Source organism: Ochrobactrum chromiisoli (assembly GCF_026241335.1).
Classification (GTDB): Bacteria; Pseudomonadota; Alphaproteobacteria; order Rhizobiales; family Rhizobiaceae; genus Brucella; species Brucella chromiisoli.
On record NZ_JAPHAV010000027.1, the window covers coordinates 1 to 19,129 of the forward strand.

Consider the following 19,129-nt stretch of genomic DNA (forward strand, 5'->3'; position numbering starts at 1 on the left):
GGCAATGGATCTGACCTATATCCCCATGGCGCGTGGTTTTGTCTATCTCTGCGCCGTCGTGGACTGGTTCAGCCGCAAGGTTTTATCGTGGCGACTGTCGATCACGATGGAAGCGGCCTTCTGCATCGAAGCGGTTGAGGAAGCGCTGGCCCGCTATGGCAAGCCGGATATCTTCAACACAGATCAGGGATCGCAGTTCACGTCCATTGACTTCACCACCGTGCTGAAGAAGGCGGAAGTCGCCATCTCGATGGATGGCAAGGGCGCGTGGCGGGACAATGTCTTCGTCGAGCGGCTCTGGCGGTCGATCAAATATGAGGAGGTTTATCTCCACGCCTACAAGACCGTGTCTGAGGCCCGCGTCGGCATCGGTCGATATCTGACCTTTTACAATAGCCGACGCCCACATTCATCCCTTGACCGGCAGACGCCGGATCAGGTCTACTTCAACGCGCTGACACCAATGATGGTGGCGGCATAATCGCGGCGGAAATCCACTTAACGAAACGCCCGAAACTGTTCAGACAAACCGAACCACCTCTGACGCAGGATCCCAAGAATCTGCGGTTCGCTAAATCTGCTTATCTTCATCAACAATCTCCTCGATCATAATGCCGAGAAAATTCTACTTTTAAAGCCTATTAATTGCCGGGGGGATTACCTCCAGCGTCCTCCCCAAAGGCCAGGAACAGAGCGAATGCCGTGGAGAACAAGCAATGCGCGGATACGATTGACGTGTCGCGTGCGCTCCTTCTTCAATTGTGTGCGTTCGCGAGAAAGGCGTTTGGCGTCTTCTTCCTCAATTGTAGGCAGCCGTACAGGTCTACAAACTGACTTGTCTCCAAGCAGATACGCCTTCAGCGTAAACGCCATCGCTTCAACATCGACGCGGTCTGTCTTCACACGTCGGCCTCGTCGTGAAACCAGAAAGCTGGATGGGTCGAGGATTGTCGTATGAATGCCGCGATCCATGAGAAAACGGGCCAGCCAGAAGCCGTCATAGCCCGCCTCAAAGCAGACCCGCATCGATCCCGGGGCGCATTCCGCCTGCGACCGAACTCCCGTTAGGGTTTCGATTTTTGCGAGCGCCGACAGAAGAGCTTCGGCGTTACCACCGGCAACCGTCACCGTCTGCACCTTGCCCGAGCCAGGCAGAAGATAGCCGATCAGCCATGTGCGTTGGCTGAGTTCAAGGGCGACGTAGCAATCATTTACACTTTCAGCGCGCATAATAATCCTCCATGGAAAGCGGAGGCAAATTATCAAGCTCCGCGGCGAGCTTGCATAGGATCTATAACGAATTCCGGCCACATAGCGCCATTGGCAATAAGGTGCCGATTTCGCTTATGAATGGCTCAACGGCATCCCCGCCGCTTTGAGCCTTAAACCCGGAAAATTCCAGTTCTCCGTGGTCCAAATGCGGGGTGCACCTCAAAAACCGCTGGAGCGAACTCAAAACTGGATAAAACTTGGGGGCAACGTCAACCAGCGACGAGTATGGCCGGAAATTGTTGTAATCGTCGGCCCATTGGGCGATGGCGCTGCGGGCGTGATCGAGGCCAAAGAACAAGCTTTCGTTGAGCAATTCGTCGCGCATCCGACCGTTGAAGAATTCAACATAGCCGTTCTAATAAGCTGAGGCAGCTTGGATATCCACCGTAATTACCAACTGGCTACATTTTTTGGTCAACGAGCCAACTTCTATCAGTTACATCACGATCTGAAGCAGACCAACTCACACCAGACCAGCCAGTGTCAAAATCTATATCATATACTTCAGGTGATTTCCTCAATTTACGTAGAATGGTCACGCCCGGTGTCCGACCGATACCGTTAAGTTTACGCGTAGATGGCAAAGTCACTTGCTCAAATCTTCCCGTTTTTCGTAGCTGCCTAACAGCGTGACCGACCCCGTCAAATAAAACAGAGTCATGTAAAATCATGTATCCACCGACGTCCAGCAAAGGTTCGAAGCGAATAACCTCCTTTATAATAGTATCATACGTATGATCACTGTCCAGAACCGCTAAATCAAAATGAGCACCATCTGGAATATGCACATCCGTACTAAATCCCTTAATAAAAGATACCATATTCTGAAAATCCGTATCTCTGAAAAGATGATGCGGACTCTGAGGATCAATAGTAATTATTGAACCATTTGACCCGTCATCCAACATTGCCTTTGCTATCTGAGCCGTCGAGTATCCATTATTCGTTCCTGTTTCGATGACGTATTTTGGCTTTATCAAGCGAACCAGCCAATAATAGAGATTACCGACCTCAACCTCCACGGGATCATGGCTTGGGCGGCTTCTAAATTCTTCCAACCAATTTTCGATAACCATTTCATCAATCTTGGCATCGGGAAGCCATTCCGGCATAGAATACCCACCCGTTTTTGGATCAAATAATTTCTCGAACAATTGAATTTTGTCCAGATTCTCTCCCACCACAGGTGTTGGATCCGAAGCAATGACATTCTCCGGCCACCCCAAATCCGTTGGAAGGCGAAGAAAGCGGCGAAATCTAAAACGAAGATAATCTTTAAAATTCATATTCATTCCTTTCAAATTCCGTCCTATTTACTTCCGTTACCTTTGATCCATTAAACCATATAATTTAGCATGATCCACGTTAAACCGCTCTATTGTGAACTTATTCTCAATGACCTTTCTCGCGGTGTATCTCATTTCTTCAATACGATAAGAGTGGAATACTTGCAAAAAGGCGTCAATCAAATTTTCTATTGCACCTGGAACCGCGACGTAGCCAGTTAGATCATCCACCACTTCTCTAATTCCGCCCGTGTCGAATGCGAACACGGGGAGGCCGCATGCCATGGCTTCCAAAACGACAAGAGGAAAATTATCCGCATGCGAAGGGAAAAGTAGACCGTGAGATTCGCTCATAATTTGGTTCATTGCAGAGCGATTTTCGAGATGGCCGACGTATTGGATAGTTAAGTTTCCCCGTTTTTCCACGCCAATATTACGAGTACGTCCGACAACCTTAATAGAAAGATTTATGTTTTTTGAATTCACATACTTGGCAATTTCGCCAAGATATAAAGCCCCCTTGCGAAGATCATTCAAATGATTGGCTATGAAGACTAGCGTAGGTTCCGCATTGTTTTCATTATTTGGAATATAATCAAATTCAGCTATGTTAACGGCGTTATGGATGACTCGAACATTAGCGTTTGGAATACGTGCAGTTACGATATCCCCTAACCATTTACTCGGAGTTACAATTTCCACCTGTCCCTTTTCAAGAACACTCAACCGTTTCCGGTGCAACGCTGGCGTACGGTCAGTATGAGTTAGAAGCGGCCACGCGCCCAGTTGAGGACATGCGTTACATTCAGTTTGCCATTTATCGCAACCAAGAGAATAAAGGCAGCCTGCCGTTACAGGTGACATATCATGTAACGTCCAGATAACGCGCTTGCCGCGCTTAGCTAACCATTTCAAAACTGCAGGTGCCATAGCGCTCGATATATCGTGAGCATGCACAATATCACTTGCCATTATATCAAGGTTAAGTCCAATCCGCTCAATCGGGAAATGATCAACGTAACCTATCTTATTGAGCGCGCGTTTTGTGATTGAATAATATTTCTCCTTCCGGGTAACAATATATTGATAATTAATATCATCTGTACTTCCTACCCGTTCATTGACAAATCGTTTCGCTATCACATTCTCATTCTTTATTATACCATTATATATATCATCAGCGACTCTACTCGCCCCTCCTCCCGCACTATCCGCACGACTGATCAACGCCAACGTAATCGTCTTCATTACAATACTCGTTTCAATAAGGAAAAGCCACGTCTAATCGGTTTGTATCGTTCAGCTAACCTCAAAACTCTTCCACGCAGCCTTATATATCTATCTCTCTTTTTTCTATCGTCGACAGTTAGAAGCGCCTCATATCCCGATGGCCAATGACTTTTGTATTTTGCGCGAGCCAATGATCGGCCAGTTTTTTTGTGAGGTAATGCGATTAAACGTGTTCCCAATTCTTCGTCAATATTCGCTGTCCACGAAAAATCTGAAAGGAAGTGCGCATCAATCCAAGCCGGATTAGCCAAGTATTCTTGCAACAATCGTACGGTCGATTTCGGTGTTGCAAGTCGATAAAGGAGATCTCTATTTTTCTTTAACGCGTCCCTAATAAAACTGACCGCTGAGGTTTGAAAAATTTCAGCCGCTTGATTTAACTTATCCTTGGATGGCGAGCGCGATTCAAATATAGGAGTCCAGTCATCATCTCCCTTTTCAATTCCAATTATACTCGGAGCAGTACCTCCAAAAATCAATTCTAATGGCCAGATATTTGGAGCGATGTTATCGAACACATCTATGGGATAATTGCACGAAAATGCGAGAGAATCTGCGTCGATGAAACTCTTCGCCAATTCGTGTTCATACATGTTACCCACATACAAACCGCGTATTTCAAGCGCCCTATCGTGAAGCAATCCTGCAAGAGATCGCTGCAAATTTCCGCGCCAACCGATATCGAACACTCCAATTCGACGAGCTGTTCCGACGACGCTCGAAAAATAATCGACTAATTGATTATCTCTTTGCCAGTCCATCAGCTTAGCGCTACGATCACTATAGTAACGGTCAAGTAACCGCTCCATTTTACGCAGCACTTTTTCATCAGCCATGCGATCTGATTCATTAAAATGAACGGATAAATCGGTTAGGTTAGCACCCTGCCCACTTATCCTAGCCAGAAATTGCTTTGCATCTACATTTTCATCAATTAAATGTTTATAATGTCTAAATATTTCAATACCAGTTAAATCATTTGATGGATAAACAAGCAAACGGCGAGAAGCATAAACATAGGTAAACCTATGAGCGTGCTGAGGATACATAACCGAGAGAACTTTACTTAACCCTTCTGAATCTCTTGCAAACAGAAGTATCTTATCAAGGCGATCTTCCTCCAGTTTTCGAACCAACCACGCTGCAATACCAGCTAAAATAGGTCCATAAAATGTGTAACCGACAAACTCTATTCCTGATCTGAATTCTGCGAACCCCCTCTCCACGGTTTCATCGGCAGCAGTGTGTAAATAGCGGGCCAGTGCTACCGATCCTAATGTCGCATGCCTGCCCGCCGCAGAATGCCTACCAGCATGCCCGGGAAGATCGATAGACTGAGGGATTTGGCCAGTTTTCAGGCCTCGCCGTTTCGGCGCTTCAACATCTGTAAAATGGTTGTCACCGATATGCAGAACTTCATCGCGACCAACATTCAACCTCAGAATAAGCCAATCAAATAGAGTGCCTGTACCTTTAACGGCGCCAACCTCACCTGAAAGGAAAAAGTGTTCATAACCGGAATAACCGTTTTCGGCCAAAACTGATTCAATGAAAGATTTAGGTAAATACTGATCGGATGTCAGGACGACCCGCTTTCCGCTAGCAACCGCGAAATCAAATAATTTTTTCCCAAGAGGATAAACTTCTAACAGTGACCGCTCCCACTGCAGTTCGATTTCCTTGATCCTGTCGGCATACGAACCGAGCTTGGGCAACATTGAAACGAGGATTTGATATACAGTATCTATCCCAACATCTTCCCGACCCTGGAGATTCCCGTAATGATTCGCTCTTTCTCCTGCAATTATTCGGGCTTCCCCAAACCTAACCGCAGTTTCATTATCAACCCCTAACTGCTCCAATCCTTCACCGATAGCAAAGAACATATGCTCAGGTCGCATTAACGGGCGTCGAAGCAGCGTGTCAAATACATCGAAGCTCACGACACTAACAGAATCTGAAGCAATCAAATCACGCAGCATAAGCAGACGTGAATCCACAACAGAATCAAACATTGCTTTCTTCCCTTCCTGCTTGTGTAAAGTGCTTCCCCCACATTTCTCTACTCACGAGCTGAGATTGCTTCTTTTTGAAATTTTTACCAACCCTTGTATAAGAGAAAGCAAGGCGTACGAAATAATATGGAGATCTTAATAATATACCGAAAAACCTTTTCTTATCACGCACAGCAATCCACCCCAGTTTTGTAATAGGCTCATAATAGAATATTTTCTCACTTAATGTGTGAGCTACAGGATTAGCGGAATTTATGTAATCGAATGTCTTTTTTCTTAAAAAGAATCTAGGAAAAACATTCCCCCCAAGCGAGATAGCTGCTAATAAAACCTTAGATTTTCCTCCATGATAATTTGTTGGATGAAATGCAATACCATCCATTTGATTATAGGTTTTCGCACTAATTTTTTGTGTCTGCTCCGCAATCAACTGGGTATTCAGTCGTTCAGCATCAACATTTCTGACGAAATCAGGCCCTTTTAAAGCGTCGTCGATACCTTTTAAAATGAAATTCGCTCGATCATACCTAAGGCTGAACAAGCTACGGATAAATTCTTTAAATAGTTGCCTTGATACCTTGAACCCGGATAAGGAACTGCGGTGCAACATCAAAGATATCAAACCGTTTCGAGCCAAGTAATAATGGGTAATTTGGCTATCTCGCAAATGAAATGCCTCATGCCATACACAGATCCCTAACAATGTAACAGGCTTTACTCCACTGCCTATCAGCCTCAACCCATATTCTTGATCATCGAACCTAATAAAAAAAGGCTGAGGAAAGCCATAATTATTCAAAACCGATACTGGGAAAGCCACCATATACCAGCCAAAATATTGGATCGATTGAGCTCTATCGAATTCAGCCACATCCCAAGGCTTACTAACATTGAGCCCTTGACGAAAAGATTGGAACCCGTACGGCCCATGAATCGCCGCACCGCTCTCATGTATAAAATTCCGGTCGTGTTGATATAACATCGTCCCGCCGATATAAATGTCTTGATGCGCGTAGCTGAGGAGAGCTGCAGCGCGGGAAATCGACTCAGGACAAATATCCGCGTCGTCATCACACATTAAAACATCGGTAAATTTATCACTATTGTCTGCTGTTTCTATTAAGCCACGGGCAAATCCACCTGCTCCTCCCAAATTACGGTTTGCAATAATCTCAATATTTTCAGCATCGGAAAAATCATTCCTCTTTAATGTATTTCCATTATCCACGACTATTATTTTGAATTTATTTAATTTTCTTCTAATAAGGTGCAAAGATATTCTATTAACATTTTTAATTACTTGTATTTCTCGCTTGAATGTAGGTATTACTATAGAGAGAACTGCCTCTTTGATTGGCTTTTCCGTTGTTACGTATTGGACCTTAAAAGGGCCAGCGGATTTTTCTTTACTTAATACTGGATAAATTATCCCCGCCTCATTTTGAGGAATATCTAGCCAAAGCACACCATTCACATCGGTTTGGCAGGTAATACGCTCCGGTGGTCGTCCAACTAAACGACAATAGACTTCTACTGCACCGGATATAGAGGAACCGATATTAATACCAACCTTCTCGAGATTCGTGTTCTCTGCCCAAGCACCAATTTGAAAGGCCCCAAATAATGTATCATATGACCAAACGTCCAGAGCTTCTAACGGCCCCGCGTCTGCGTACTGATAGGTATCTCGCGCAAAAAAATGTGCTGGAAACTCTTCCGATGTAAGCGAGGGATCACATTCCTGTAGTACGTACAATAACTCCGCTCCTTATCGAGAACTGCCGGGGTTGATACTCTTAGCACTAATTTCTATGACGCCCATACCAGAACACCCAATCGTTGTGAACATCTTATAGACGGTTTGAAAATTTACCTTCTGCAGAGTGGCTTTTAACCATTTTGAATCTGGGGACATCCCAATACGTGTGAGCTTTGCATCCAGAAACACACCGCTAAAGGAAGCTTGCAGGATGGCTGTTGATTTACGTGTTCGCGTTCAGTGGCTAGCGATGTAAAGGCTTGAACTACCACGCGGTAAGCAGCCCGGTTCGGCGCTGCACTATCACAACAACAATCCACTGGGTTGGGCGGGACTGAACCGCACGGGGTTTGCCGGAGACCGTTTGATTTAAGTTATGTGGCCATGGCTGGTTCGTCCAGCATGGCGTAGTAGCGTTGCTCGGCCTCGGCTGGAGGAATGTTTCCGATGGGCTCGAGAAGGCGGTGGTGGTTGAACCAGTCGACCCATTCGAGCGTGGCGAACTCCACCGCTTCGAATTTGCGCCATGGTCCCCGGCGATGGATTACCTCGGCCTTCTTGCCCCATTCATGGAGGGTATGCGCCGAGCAGCCGATCTTGGCCGCTATCGATGATACTGCCGCCCAGCGCGATGAATGCTCGGCTTCATGTTCCGTCACCATCCGAACGGCACGAGCACGGACTTCAGGAGAGAATTTGTTCGTCGTCTTGCTTGTCATAGACCCTATTTCTCACAAGTTGGGGTCTCCGGCAAACCCGGTGCGGTTCAGGACCGTGCGGCGGGCCGCTTTACTCGTAAACCATAGGAAGGTGACATTGGCCGATCAAACTGAGGAGCATGGTGACCCATTCTCGCTGTTTGAGGAGCTAGCAGCATAGGTGAGATGGACCTGATCGTCCTCACCCCCGAACTGTACCGTTTCTTCATATGCCGTGCTTGATGTGTGAAAATGGAATGATAATGTGGTTGAGTAAGACTGGCCAAAGTTAGCCCCGTTCTGACCGGGGTGGAATATCCTTTAACATCTGTGTGATCAGGGCTGGTTTGTCTTCATTGAAGAAACCTGGGCAAAACCAATACGACTCGCGCCTGAGCGCCGATGCCAGAACGACGACTCTCTAATCGAAAAAATCCCACACAGCTATTGGAAGGCACCCACCTATCCTATTTTTCAATATCGACCAACCAGTCCCAACGAAAGCCGTTTTTACCGTGCTCCCATCTATAACCATAGGGGTTGCAGACAACGCGAGTTTGACCGATTTGAATGTCAAAAGCATGATGCGTATGGCCACAGATCCATAAATCCGGGGCCTGTTCAGAATGGAGGATGCCGCCGAAGGCCTCTGCACCGCAGGCAAACAGGTAATTTGCGTCTTGACCTGCATAGGCTGGCGGCGTGCAATCGGGATGCGGCATGTGATGTGTCAGCACGACGGTAGGACCGTCAAATGGTTCTGCCAGCTTTTTTCGAATGTAAGCTGCATCTGAACGATGCAGATCCAGCATGTTTTCCGGCGTGAACCGGTTGCCATCTTGCATGGAGATTGCATGAAAGTCGTTGAGCATCTGACGCGCCTCCCACATTCGCTGCGGTAAATCAGACTTCGCGGGGAGTCTCATAAGGAAATCTACCCATAGGCTTGCGCCAATGAAGCGCGTATTACCGATGATCACCTCATCCGCATCGAGGCAATAAAACCGCTGCGGCCATTGCAAAGAAAGAGTCTCGATTGCCTTGATGATCTGCCTGTCCCTTTCAAGCGAACGATCTCGATCACTTATAAGCCATTTATTCTGATAGAACTCGTGATTTCCGGCCACATACAGGATCGGTTTCTCGTAGCGTCTGATCAGGAGTTCCAGCGTCGAATGGAGATCTGGTGCCGCATTGAGATCTCCGGCAATCATGATCACATCGCAGCCCGGTGCTTCTTCACATGTCGGATAGGCAACATCCTGCAGTTCATTATGCACGTCAGACCAGATCCAGAGTTTCATGCCAATCTCCCCTTATTCCTTTCCGTATTCCCGGAGCCGTTTTCGTATCAGGTTTTCCATGGCAGACAGCCACGCCTCTGGCAGAGGTGCAGAAGACTTCCAGACCGGTTACCATGCCGGTTGATGCGTGCTGCCTGATCAATTTCATTTTTTCTCAATGACCGACGTCTTTCTGGCCGAGCCGATAGAAGCGGCTGAATGTGCGCGCATAATTCCTGTCCAGATCGACAAGCCAGAGCTCTGAGGTGATGCCATTCGGCACGATGGGGCCGAGCCGAGGATGCTCGAACAGTACGCCTTCAAGACAAGTTGCACGACGTGCGCTAAGCTTCCAACAGGTTATCGTCGGCGAATTTGTCAGTTCGCATTCGTCCGGATACTCACCCTGGGATATCCGCTCGAGATCAGCGACCAGAGATTTCAGCATCCTGATTTCGAGTTCGAGTTGTTCGCGATTATATCTTCCGTTTTTGATTACGACCGCCATGACGTGTTCCTGATGAATGAAGAAAATGAGGGATCGTTCGGGCGCGCAACAACGCGCCCAGGAATGGGCGTTTCTTGAAGTTCAACGAACGTGATTGTTTTCGAGAGCCAAAGCTGAGCCGTTCAGCGGGATGCAGATGCCGTCTGACTATTTCCTGTACAGCAATCCTCTGTAGTCTGATTGATTACGCTATAGCGTCCGCGCTCACCGGTTTGCTGCTGGCGTATCATTGAAAAGGCTAATGGCCGGTGCGAAGGTGTCGTAACGAGTATTTTGCGCTACGCTACGGCATACCGGATAAATCCGTGATGGTCGTTTCCTTCACCTTTGCACGATCCAGTGCCCGAGTTACCCATATCGGCTCAGTGGGACGTGCCACCGGGCTTCAGAATTTGAACTTGCGGTGCTGACCCGCTATTGAAGGCTTCGAGGGCAATCTTTATGATTTCTTGCTCCATCAACTGTATCTGTTCTATTTGCGTGTCCGCAAAAGCGTCACCAATCTGGATGAGCAGCTCTCCTCTGAGCGCTTCCTGCAACTCCACTACTTTGTCCGCAATCCCGTCTTTGCCAAACAATTGATCAAGATCAAATATCGCCCACACCCCGGTTTCTTGATCACTGTCATCGAGCAGCGGATCGATCAGCGCGAATTCGCAATGATCAATATCAATGCCGTAATATTGCTGTGCCAGACGAGACCATACCGACGGCAGAGCCCCGATTTCATTACGCCAACGATCAAGCGCGTCTTCACACCACCCTACCCCGTAAACTATGCTGAATACACGCAGCCGTTTCTTCTCAGCGTCATAATGCACCAGATCAAAAGCATAAGGCCCGACCTGGAGCGCCGAAGTGGCAATCGCAAGCATGGCTTCAGCCGATGCAGGTTTCCGTGCAACAGACTTAACGACGCTATCAAAAATATCGCGCGTGATAAGTATCGTATGTGATGATCTGGTATCAACAGATACCATCATGCGTCCTGATGCTTCCTCAATGAGCCCTAATATCTTCTCGCCTTCATTCCAGATTGCCCACTTGAGAAGGACGTCACGAACCGCACGTTTCTGGCTGGCCCGATCATCAGCCTCGATAATACTATTCAACAACCGTGTTCGGTGTTGCGATGCATGCAATTCCCGCCTGAAATTGCGAGCCGGGATTTTGTGTTCAATGAGGTCGATGTAACCTATAATGGTTTCTGCAGACATGTGTCCTCCTTGTCCGAAGCGATGTATCGCCGGAGATAAGCGGGTACGAACGGTCGCATGCGCTTGCTATGCAAACGGTGTCAGTTTTCGAAGGCAGCAAGAACCGTGACGTTGCGCGCAAACGCACACGACCAGACTGTCAGAAGGGGAATTGGGGAGTTCGTGCTTTAAAGAGCGCCGAACGCGTCAGAAGCGGAAATTATTTCCGCTGCGGAGCCGCAATGCCGATAATTATCAGATCGCAGATCTTTCATTTCAGGGCGAATATCAATAATATCCAGCATAAGCTTGGCTCCTGTGTAGGCAGGCTAAGTTAGTCTCCATTCTGGTGTTACCAGCACCGGATGGGGACGCCTTTTTCGATCAGGCAAGGTGACTATTGCAGGATCTTATTTGTGCTGCAAGGATCCGGAACAAAAAAAGATCCCAAGTGGCCATTTTTATCTAAGTCCCGGATATCACCGGCTTTTTTGGCTTCACCAAAACAGTGATAAAACGTAGTGGCCATAAGGCTTTTGCTTTGTGTTGAGCACTTAAGGAAGCCAAAATGTCGAGCTTGAAAGTTATCCACAGGCTTGACCGCAAGACCTATTTTGACAGCAGATAGCCCGCATATTGGCATATGAAAAAGCGGTGATCCACCACGGACGATCCCAATATCAGGCCGTTTTCTTGCGCAATCTTCAACGACGCGGTTATCGGCCCGCAAACTCGAAGAACCCGATTCGTCTGCAAACGGCGTTTCATGAAGTAATGGGGGGACAACAGATAAAAGATACAAACTGCGTTTGTGAAACGGACAGGCCGAAGTCAGACAGTAATAGTTTTGCAGGCAATCCTCAATGTTCGGCGTCGTCAATGATCCCACGGGGCCTCAAATGTATCTTGCGGCGGAAATCCCACCCCCTTTTGGTGTATCTGACAATTAGATCGTCGAGGACATCCAATGAGGCTTCTTTATCGAAGCCCTGATCCGCCAGCGCATCAAGAAGCATATCAACCAACTTCTCCATTCCGTCTTGATTGCCAGACTTCACCGCTTTGACAATCATGAAATGTAGCAACACCCGGGCGATGTCATCACGGGTCGGTTTGCGATCTGCTTTCAAACGATCCCGATATTCTTTCTGCCGCTCGCGCTGCTTGCGCAAACGCTCTCCCTGCTGCTTGCTCGATGCCATGGCTTCTCCAAATTACCCACCAATAATCAAAGCATGAGCTCGAAACCTGTCGGCGCAAAGCAATTTCTGCTCAACCCGCAAACGGCGTTTACCGCTGAATCGAAAATACCGGATTTGGCAACGTTTGCCTGGAAACAGGTAACGCAAATCTCGAATTCAGAATCGGGTTACTGCAAATTGTTATGAATTTAGATGACTTGCCCACAACTCGAATTGGCTCGTCTGCATGTCATTACGATGTTCACGCAATTGAAATTGCAGTCCCGGCAACTCATCGCAATTTATTTTGCTCACGGGGTTGACCGGCACAAACGCCGTTTGCATCGATACGATGAATTTGGACGCCACCGTATGTTTTTCAAACGAATAATACCGTTTGCGCGGTTAATTTGTCAGTCACTGCAGCCGATAGAATTGTTCACTATTTCGATGTCATAAAGTTCATTTTTCCGCGTCAAAGTTTCGCGAGCAACATACGGAGAAACTTGATTTATTTGTAACATATTGATTTTAATGTGTTATAATGCTATTATAGGTTTGGGACCAGCTACATCTGATCGCTTCCGATTGTTAACTAATGGAGTAATTTATGACATCAAACCAAACGAAAAACACGCCCACTAAAACTCGCTTGCCGTCTTTCGATTATAAGGCCGCAGGACTCGATCAAATGCAGATTGCCAACCTTGAGCAATGCCGGGCCGAAATAGCGAGCCTCGGCAGAAGAACCACAGAACAGGCATTTGATCTGGGGGCGCATCTGGCCAAGGCATCGGAACTTGTGCCGGACGGCGCTTTTGGCAAGTGGGTCAGCGCTTGCTGCGGCTTTACGGATCGTTCGGCACGCAATTATGTCGCTATTCATAAAAAGCTCGCCACCTATCGCGTCAGATTAAGTGATATCGGTGCCGCTCCGACTGTCCTGTTTGAACTGACTAAAGCGGAACCCGATCAGATTGAACGAGCTCTGCTTATCGCTTCGGACAATGGTCGCCTGCAAGTGAAGGATGTCAGAAAAATCCTGCAGGTCGATGAACCGACCCCCACCGACACCAGGGTCGATCCGTTCGAGGTCGGGGGAATTGGCGGCCTCAATGCTCTGATGCAGATCAAAATCCGTGACGGTTTAAGGTCTTTCGAAAAGCATGTGCAGGAAATCGTCGCCGTCGTAGAGACAGCGGCTGCTCAAAAGGCGAAAGGGAAGCGCCTCATCAAGGACGACTTGGCGGAACGGATCAAGATGGTTTCCCGTTATGCCGATGCCGAACTGTGTAATCTCGCCCTCGCCGTTGCTCCAAACCCCGCAGTCCCGGTTCGCATCGAACAGGGTCGGTATTTTCCGAAAACCTCAGAATGGGAGACCGTGCGCCAACTGCTGGTTCAATTAAGTGTCAAGGAACAGTGGCCGCCCGCAACCGAATTGGCCAGTTGGTTCATGACCAAAGTTTTGCCTGTCATGAATTGGGCAATTGCGAAAAATGATCCAGGGACACTGCAATTAGGCATCTCTATGCAACCAGCCGGAGCAAATATTTCGAATGTCGTGTCCATCAAATCGAGCCCGAAAGCAAAACCGGGGTCTCCTGATGATATTGATGCCTTTGGCTCTGCTCTGGATCACGCTTTCAATCACGTTTCCAAAGCAGCCGAACCTTATGCGGACTGAAACGCACTACGGATATAACCCATGTCGATAAATCCAAGCGGCGCGACACCTGACGATGTCGTGCCGCTTTTTTTGATTACGGATTACGCCGCCGCGACGGCTTCGGCTTCCTTATCTTGAACCAGGGCGCTGGTTCGAAAGCCTCGACATAGGGCAGCAGCTGCAAAGGTTTGAGTTCAAGATGCCCGGTAATGATGGGATAAGCGCCAATTGCCTTCTGCATAAGTTCGAGCCTGGCAATATGCGTATAGCGGGTTTCGCCTTCCGTACGCCCAAGATGTCCCGTGATATCCTCGATAATCGAAATCTCCACACCCTGTTGTTTGAGCGTGTTGCTGAACCCGTGGCGGAACGCATGGATTGTGCGGCCCCACAGACGACCCGCCAGAGCTTCCTCTGCTTTCAGCAAAGGAACGAACAACTTGTAAAAACGGTCCCCCGGATTGGCCTTGGATGAAGGAGATATCAATTCAGGAAACAAAGCGCTGTGACCGAGCTTTTCGAGGCGCTGCGCATAATCGACGAACCCCAGCCGGATAAGTTCCGTTGGCACAGGGACATCGCGGATCGATTGATCATTCTTCACGCCCCGGATCGAATTCGCCCGGATTTTAATTGCCCAGATGCCTTCCTCCTGAACCACATCGGCAGTGGCGAGCCCCGTTGCTTCCGCTCTTCGTAATCCGAGATAAGTCAGAAGCATAGGAACGAAAAACAGTGAAGAATGATAGATCTGGTCACCCGGCGAGGTCATTAAGCTGGGATCGGGTCCCGCGCATCCGGTAAATATGGGCAGGTCGAAGATAGGCGCTATCTTTTGGGGTCCGGGCTTTTGGGTTTGAGCACGAATGGCTGCAGTCGGCCGCTTCTTCGGTTTGATCCCTTTGAATGTGAATGCCCGTAACATGAAGCCAGACGCGACAAGATGGTTCAGAAACTGTTCAAGATTGCCGAGGTGACGCCTGATGGTCCCACTCGACAAACCAACCTTGGGTGCTGGCAGATTGAGCTTTTGCGCGCGAATTACTTCCCGTTCTGTCGCCTCGCGCAACTGCGCGGTTGTCATTGCCACGTAACGAGAACTGCTTCCCCATCTGGTGAGGATGTTATTGAAATGCTGACGCAACGCCGCCAGATGTGTCTGGTCCATGGCACTGCTCGTGAGAACATTGTGTTCACCCAGAATGCCACAGAAAATGCGAACAATGGTCCTGACGTCCTTTGCCGTGTCTTCGTTCCAGTTCTCGCGGTTGTTGGCGATCAGTAGGTCGCACTGCTTCATGAATTGCTTCACCGACAGGTCCTGTCCGGGCAATCCTGTTATTGGTGGCGCAGTTACAGGGATCGGCTCAGCTATTATCGGCTGCGGCTGCGGCTGCGGCTGCGGCTGCGGCTGCGGCTGCGGCTGCGGCTGCGGCTGCGGCTGCGGCTGCGGAATAATGTCCGGCATCATCCCCACATCAGCAACAGTAACTATCGGCTGCGGTTCGACAGGCTTCGGCTCGATCCGTTCTTCCATGTAATTGATGAGATAGCGGCCATCGGTATTAAGCAGAACGTCAGCGCGCGCTTTGAAATACTCAGCTTTGGCCTTTTCGAGATTAAGGATCGAATAAGATAGGCCGTGCTCTTGCATGAGAGCACGCATTTCATCGACGAAGCGCGAACTTTCCGCGTCTTCGCGTTCACCACGATAGGATGTCGCAATAGCTTGATGGAGGCTCTGCGGTACCTTCGCCTGCTCAAGAAAGCGCCAACCCTGGCAACTTTCCTCTTCGAACAGGGTACGGCGAGTACCGAATTTTTCCAGAAGCCTGTAAGCCCATCCGACTTCCAGATCAGCCGCCAGATTATCGATCTGATGGAACCCGGTCGGCATGCGCTGACCTGCAAATTGCAGGTTCTCCATATGATCGTTCATCCGCTCGATTTCGGACTGGAACAATCGTTCAAGGGCTTCCTTTGACATCAATGCACTTCGTGGGTTTTCTGCAATCTCAAACAGCAACAGATTAAGCTTGCGGGCCATGTGGCCTGCCTGCCGATGATCAGACTGTTTGAGGCTGAAAGCAAGGTGACGCGAACCAATATTACGCCCCAACGAAGCCGGGAGACGCGGACGCCAATAAAAAATATTTCCGCGCCGCTGAAGATTTTGAACCTGATGTCTGACTGCCATAGAAGCTCGCCGTTTGGAGCTTACGAGACAAACCGAACAAGGCGAATCGGCATGTGTCATAGCTCTGTGCCACAGTTAAATGCACATTCGGCGAATTCGAGAAGAGCTGAGGATTCCCACCTTAGGAAACATTAAGTAAAATCAATAAGATTTTGATTTTACTCGCGATACATGGCTGGGGCGCCTGGATTCGAACCAGGGAATGCCGGTACCAAAAACCGGTGCCTTACCGCTTGGCTACGCCCCAACGTGTTGGTGTGGATAGACTCTCTCTCTGAAAAACTCAAGTGCCTGTTTTTTATTTGAACTTTATTTTTTACAAGGTGATTACGTCGATTGATCGAACTGCTGAGGGAGCAAGCCCTCCACTCGCAGGCTTTACTCAGAACATTTGGATAGGCCCCTCCCTTGAATTGGGAATCAGTTTCCAAGGCTACATTCGTGTAATCACTTCGAATGGGATATCTCCCCTCGCCCATTCAACTGGATGCGGCAGTATACTATGATCTTAGCCAAGAAACGCATTGTCAGATTACACCTTCAAACGCTAAGCGACTGAAATAGCCCTCACGGCAACTGGCATTATTGTTTCGTGATTGTCGTTTAGCAGGGCCTGTCACTTCACGTCACATGATACACCCTCCCCAATCGGTCGGCCGGATGCCTGCCAAGAACCATCACACCAACCAGCCTTTTCTGGCTTTCAGCATAGATCTGTCTGCGTCTGGAATTTCGTTCCCTCCCCAATAATAAATAGACAAAAGATTGCCGTAATTTGAGCAAACATAGAACTATTCGAAACTGGGGGCTTCCTATGTCACGCTCTGCATACACACCGGTTCAGAAGTTTCTGCACTGGTCAGTATTTTTTCTCGTCCTTTTTGCCTATCTCATAACTTTCGGTGAGGATTTTTATCCTCGGGGATCTCCGGAACGTGGCACTATATGGTGGTTGCATATTTCCGTTGGGCTTCTGCTGCTCGCCTTTGTGGTCTGGAGGATTATCACCAGAGTTTCGATAGGCACACCCGCACTGCCTGATACGATGTCGCCGCTGGAGAAAACCGCAGCGAAATTCGCACATCACCTGCTTTATGCTCTTCTAGTTTTGATCCCTGTAATAGGCATTTGGCTTGCCGAGCTTAGAGGCAACGAACTTTCTTTCTTTGGAATCTTCACTATTCCTCAGTTTTTGGTTCCAAATAGAGATCTCGCTGGAACGGTGAAGGAAATTCACGAATTTCTTGCGAATTTCATTCTTATTGTCGCTGGCATACATGCTCTGGCCGCACTTTGGCATCAATTCTACAAAAAGGATGATGTTTTGAAAAGAATGCTTAAGTGAAAGAACTTTAGCGAGAGGATTGGCACCGCCCGGCGATCCATTAGGCGCCGGTCGGGGCTATGTTCAACCGCTTATTCTTATCGATATCAAGCCTTCCAACGCCGCTGCCGCGAGCGTTGCAGCACGTCATTTTTCTTCCTTCTTAGAAAGTTGCCCCAGCCAAATTCTAAAGTGGTTTTTCCCAAATCGCTCCGATTTGAAGGCGGTCGGATTTGAAAGAAGAACCCTTTCTGTTTCTGCCAAAGATCCATGATTCGGACCAGACCCGTTTTAGGGGCACATTTAGGTGCACAAAACGAAAAATCCGGCGGGAATAACAAAATAAAATCAATGATTTAAGCAATGGTGGGCCCGGAGGGACTGCATCAAACATTGATTTAATTATCTAATTTCTAGGTTAGCCAATTTGTAATTTTTGCTTTGTTCCGTATCATCGTGGCTAACCTTCCCGCTCAACTCCCCTTCTTCTGCCCTGCTTCGATCCTCTGCAATATCTCCATGACGAGACATGAGTTACCCCGTCATCAGCGCCCATAGCTTCTTCCCAAAAGCGGCTACTAGTCCACCAAGTGAGGCGGCAGCGAATGACACGAGCATGACTGCCCCAACCCCGCGCTCGCGCCAACGGTTGAAGTCTGCGACAGGTTCCTCAACATTGCTAAGTCGCGTATCGACACTTTGAAGCTTGCGCATCACCTCGTCTAAGGTGCGATCTGTCTTTTCCTGCTTTTCATATTGCTGCTTCCGGTCATCGCGTGCCCGGTCCATATCCTTGATGATCTGATCAAGCTTGCCTTCTACGCGGCCAATGGCTCTGTCTTGTCCCGCTTCAGTTGTCACTGGCATGCCTCTTATTTCTCATCATGCTTTGCGCATTCGTCTTTCGACCAGACGCCACCGGCACAGCCTCGAACGATTGTGCGGTCGATCTTTCGCTGATCCGCGTCAGTTGCGCCGCGCGCGCCGAGCAAATCAGTTCCAAGAACGCTACGGACGCCGCTCACATTTGCCGGTCCTGAATGTCCACACCCCGCCAGCATCGACGCACTGATCATAATCGAGCACAGCGCCAAGGGCTTTGTCAGTCGCTTCATTGTTCTGTCTTTCGATTTTGATTTCGGTGCTGGACCGGCCATCACGTTTTCCAGCCACATAACCAGCAGCCAGCAACAAAAAAGCCGCCACAAGGGCAGCTATTGAGTATTTGAGCCACTTCGGGGTTAAGGCCCAAATGACGCTCATAGCGCGTCCACCAGCTTCTCAAGCTTGGCCTTGGCCTGTGGCATCGTGAAGATTGCATAAGCCGCGAGCGCAAGAACAAACACGACAAGCACCATCTGGACACGCCAGTCCACAAACGGAATTGCAGCCCCTGCCCCGCCGCTGCCGATCCAAGACCAGAACCGCGAAGATTTTGAGATTGGCTTTTC

17 protein-coding genes, 1 tRNA gene and 4 pseudogenes are annotated in these 19,129 nt (G+C 48.5%); 4 read left to right on the plus strand and 18 right to left on the minus strand.

Annotated features, from left to right (window positions below):
• The coding region (locus OPR82_RS21730; RefSeq protein WP_265987059.1) for an IS3 family transposase at positions 1 to 481 on the plus strand (481 nt) is incomplete at its 5' end.
• Positions 482 to 657: 176 nt separating this feature from the next.
• On the opposite strand, the gene OPR82_RS21735 is transcribed toward OPR82_RS21730, so the two are convergent.
• The 13 genes and pseudogenes from OPR82_RS21735 to OPR82_RS21795 all read right to left on the minus strand — a co-directional run bounded on the left by OPR82_RS21735 (position 658) and on the right by OPR82_RS21795 (position 12,509).
• Positions 658 to 1,230 carry an IS110 family transposase gene (locus OPR82_RS21735; RefSeq protein WP_265987061.1) on the minus strand — a complete coding sequence of 191 codons (573 nt, stop codon included), beginning with the start codon at positions 1,228 to 1,230 and terminating at the stop codon, positions 658 to 660.
• A gap of 232 nt (positions 1,231 to 1,462) precedes the next feature.
• Positions 1,463 to 1,627, minus strand: a pseudogene (locus tag OPR82_RS21740) (integrase core domain-containing protein); the annotation flags it as partial.
• A 46-nt stretch (positions 1,628 to 1,673) separates the two neighbouring features.
• Positions 1,674 to 2,558, minus strand: coding sequence for an O-methyltransferase (locus OPR82_RS21745; protein WP_265987063.1), 885 nt, complete (start codon positions 2,556 to 2,558; stop codon positions 1,674 to 1,676).
• A gap of 36 nt (positions 2,559 to 2,594) precedes the next feature.
• Positions 2,595 to 3,806, minus strand: coding sequence for a glycosyltransferase (locus OPR82_RS21750; RefSeq protein WP_265987065.1), 1,212 nt, complete (start codon positions 3,804 to 3,806; stop codon positions 2,595 to 2,597).
• Complete coding sequence (locus OPR82_RS21755; RefSeq protein WP_265987067.1) at positions 3,806 to 5,863, minus strand: hypothetical protein; 2,058 nt, start codon at positions 5,861 to 5,863, stop codon at positions 3,806 to 3,808. Before OPR82_RS21755 ends, OPR82_RS21750 begins: the two co-directional genes overlap by 1 nt.
• Complete coding sequence (locus tag OPR82_RS21760; RefSeq protein WP_265987068.1) at positions 5,856 to 7,619, minus strand: glycosyltransferase family 2 protein; 1,764 nt, start codon at positions 7,617 to 7,619, stop codon at positions 5,856 to 5,858. The genes OPR82_RS21755 and OPR82_RS21760 overlap by 8 nt, the downstream gene beginning before the upstream one ends.
• 377 nt (positions 7,620 to 7,996) lie before the next feature.
• A pseudogene (locus OPR82_RS21765) lies at positions 7,997 to 8,179 on the minus strand (IS3 family transposase); the annotation flags it as partial.
• Positions 8,168 to 8,341, minus strand: a pseudogene (locus OPR82_RS21770) (IS3 family transposase); the annotation flags it as partial. The pseudogenes OPR82_RS21770 and OPR82_RS21765, both read right to left, overlap by 12 nt.
• Before the next feature lie 446 nt (positions 8,342 to 8,787).
• A complete protein-coding gene (locus tag OPR82_RS21775) occupies positions 8,788 to 9,624 on the minus strand; it encodes a metallophosphoesterase (protein WP_265987069.1) in 837 nt (278 codons plus the stop codon).
• Positions 9,625 to 9,778: 154 nt separating this feature from the next.
• The gene (locus OPR82_RS21780) at positions 9,779 to 10,111 is read right to left on the minus strand and encodes a hypothetical protein (RefSeq protein ID WP_151606402.1); all 333 of its coding nucleotides are present in this window, start codon (positions 10,109 to 10,111) and stop codon (positions 9,779 to 9,781) included.
• Between the two features lie 362 nt (positions 10,112 to 10,473).
• Positions 10,474 to 11,328, minus strand: coding sequence for a hypothetical protein (locus OPR82_RS21785; RefSeq protein WP_265987070.1), 855 nt, complete (start codon positions 11,326 to 11,328; stop codon positions 10,474 to 10,476).
• A gap of 376 nt (positions 11,329 to 11,704) precedes the next feature.
• Positions 11,705 to 12,196 carry a hypothetical protein gene (locus OPR82_RS21790; RefSeq protein WP_265987071.1) on the minus strand — a complete coding sequence of 164 codons (492 nt, stop codon included), beginning with the start codon at positions 12,194 to 12,196 and terminating at the stop codon, positions 11,705 to 11,707.
• Positions 12,168 to 12,509 carry an EMC3/TMCO1 family protein gene (locus OPR82_RS21795; protein ID WP_265987072.1) on the minus strand — a complete coding sequence of 114 codons (342 nt, stop codon included), beginning with the start codon at positions 12,507 to 12,509 and terminating at the stop codon, positions 12,168 to 12,170. The genes OPR82_RS21790 and OPR82_RS21795 overlap by 29 nt, the downstream gene beginning before the upstream one ends.
• Positions 12,510 to 13,098: 589 nt before the next feature.
• Here OPR82_RS21795 and OPR82_RS21800 point away from each other — a divergent pair.
• Positions 13,099 to 14,175, plus strand: coding sequence for a hypothetical protein (locus tag OPR82_RS21800; RefSeq protein WP_265987073.1), 1,077 nt, complete (start codon positions 13,099 to 13,101; stop codon positions 14,173 to 14,175).
• Between the two features lie 76 nt (positions 14,176 to 14,251).
• On the opposite strand, the gene OPR82_RS21805 is transcribed toward OPR82_RS21800, so the two are convergent.
• Positions 14,252 to 16,354, minus strand: a complete 2,103-nt coding sequence (locus OPR82_RS21805) for a tyrosine-type recombinase/integrase (protein WP_265987074.1) — start codon at positions 16,352 to 16,354, stop codon at positions 14,252 to 14,254.
• Between the two features lie 172 nt (positions 16,355 to 16,526).
• Positions 16,527 to 16,601, minus strand: a tRNA-Gln gene (locus OPR82_RS21810).
• Between the two features lie 567 nt (positions 16,602 to 17,168).
• On the opposite strand from OPR82_RS21810, the gene OPR82_RS21815 reads away from it, so the two are divergent.
• Together OPR82_RS21815 and OPR82_RS21820 are read left to right on the plus strand one after the other, a co-directional pair.
• Complete coding sequence (locus OPR82_RS21815) at positions 17,169 to 17,699, plus strand: cytochrome b (protein WP_265987075.1); 531 nt, start codon at positions 17,169 to 17,171, stop codon at positions 17,697 to 17,699.
• Positions 17,700 to 17,718: 19 nt separating this feature from the next.
• Positions 17,719 to 17,952 (plus strand): hypothetical protein, encoded by a 234-nt coding sequence (locus OPR82_RS21820; protein WP_265987078.1) that lies wholly within the window; start codon positions 17,719 to 17,721, stop codon positions 17,950 to 17,952.
• A 260-nt stretch (positions 17,953 to 18,212) separates the two neighbouring features.
• Here OPR82_RS21820 and OPR82_RS21825 read toward each other — a convergent pair whose 3' ends face one another.
• The 3 genes and pseudogenes from OPR82_RS21825 to OPR82_RS21835 all read right to left on the minus strand — a co-directional run.
• Positions 18,213 to 18,545 (minus strand): hypothetical protein, encoded by a 333-nt coding sequence (locus OPR82_RS21825; RefSeq protein WP_265986767.1) that lies wholly within the window; start codon positions 18,543 to 18,545, stop codon positions 18,213 to 18,215.
• Between the two features lie 5 nt (positions 18,546 to 18,550).
• Positions 18,551 to 18,793 (minus strand): hypothetical protein, encoded by a 243-nt coding sequence (locus tag OPR82_RS21830; RefSeq protein WP_265987077.1) that lies wholly within the window; start codon positions 18,791 to 18,793, stop codon positions 18,551 to 18,553.
• Positions 18,794 to 18,937: 144 nt separating this feature from the next.
• Positions 18,938 to 19,129 (minus strand): annotated as a pseudogene (locus OPR82_RS21835) (glycoside hydrolase family 19 protein); the annotation flags it as partial.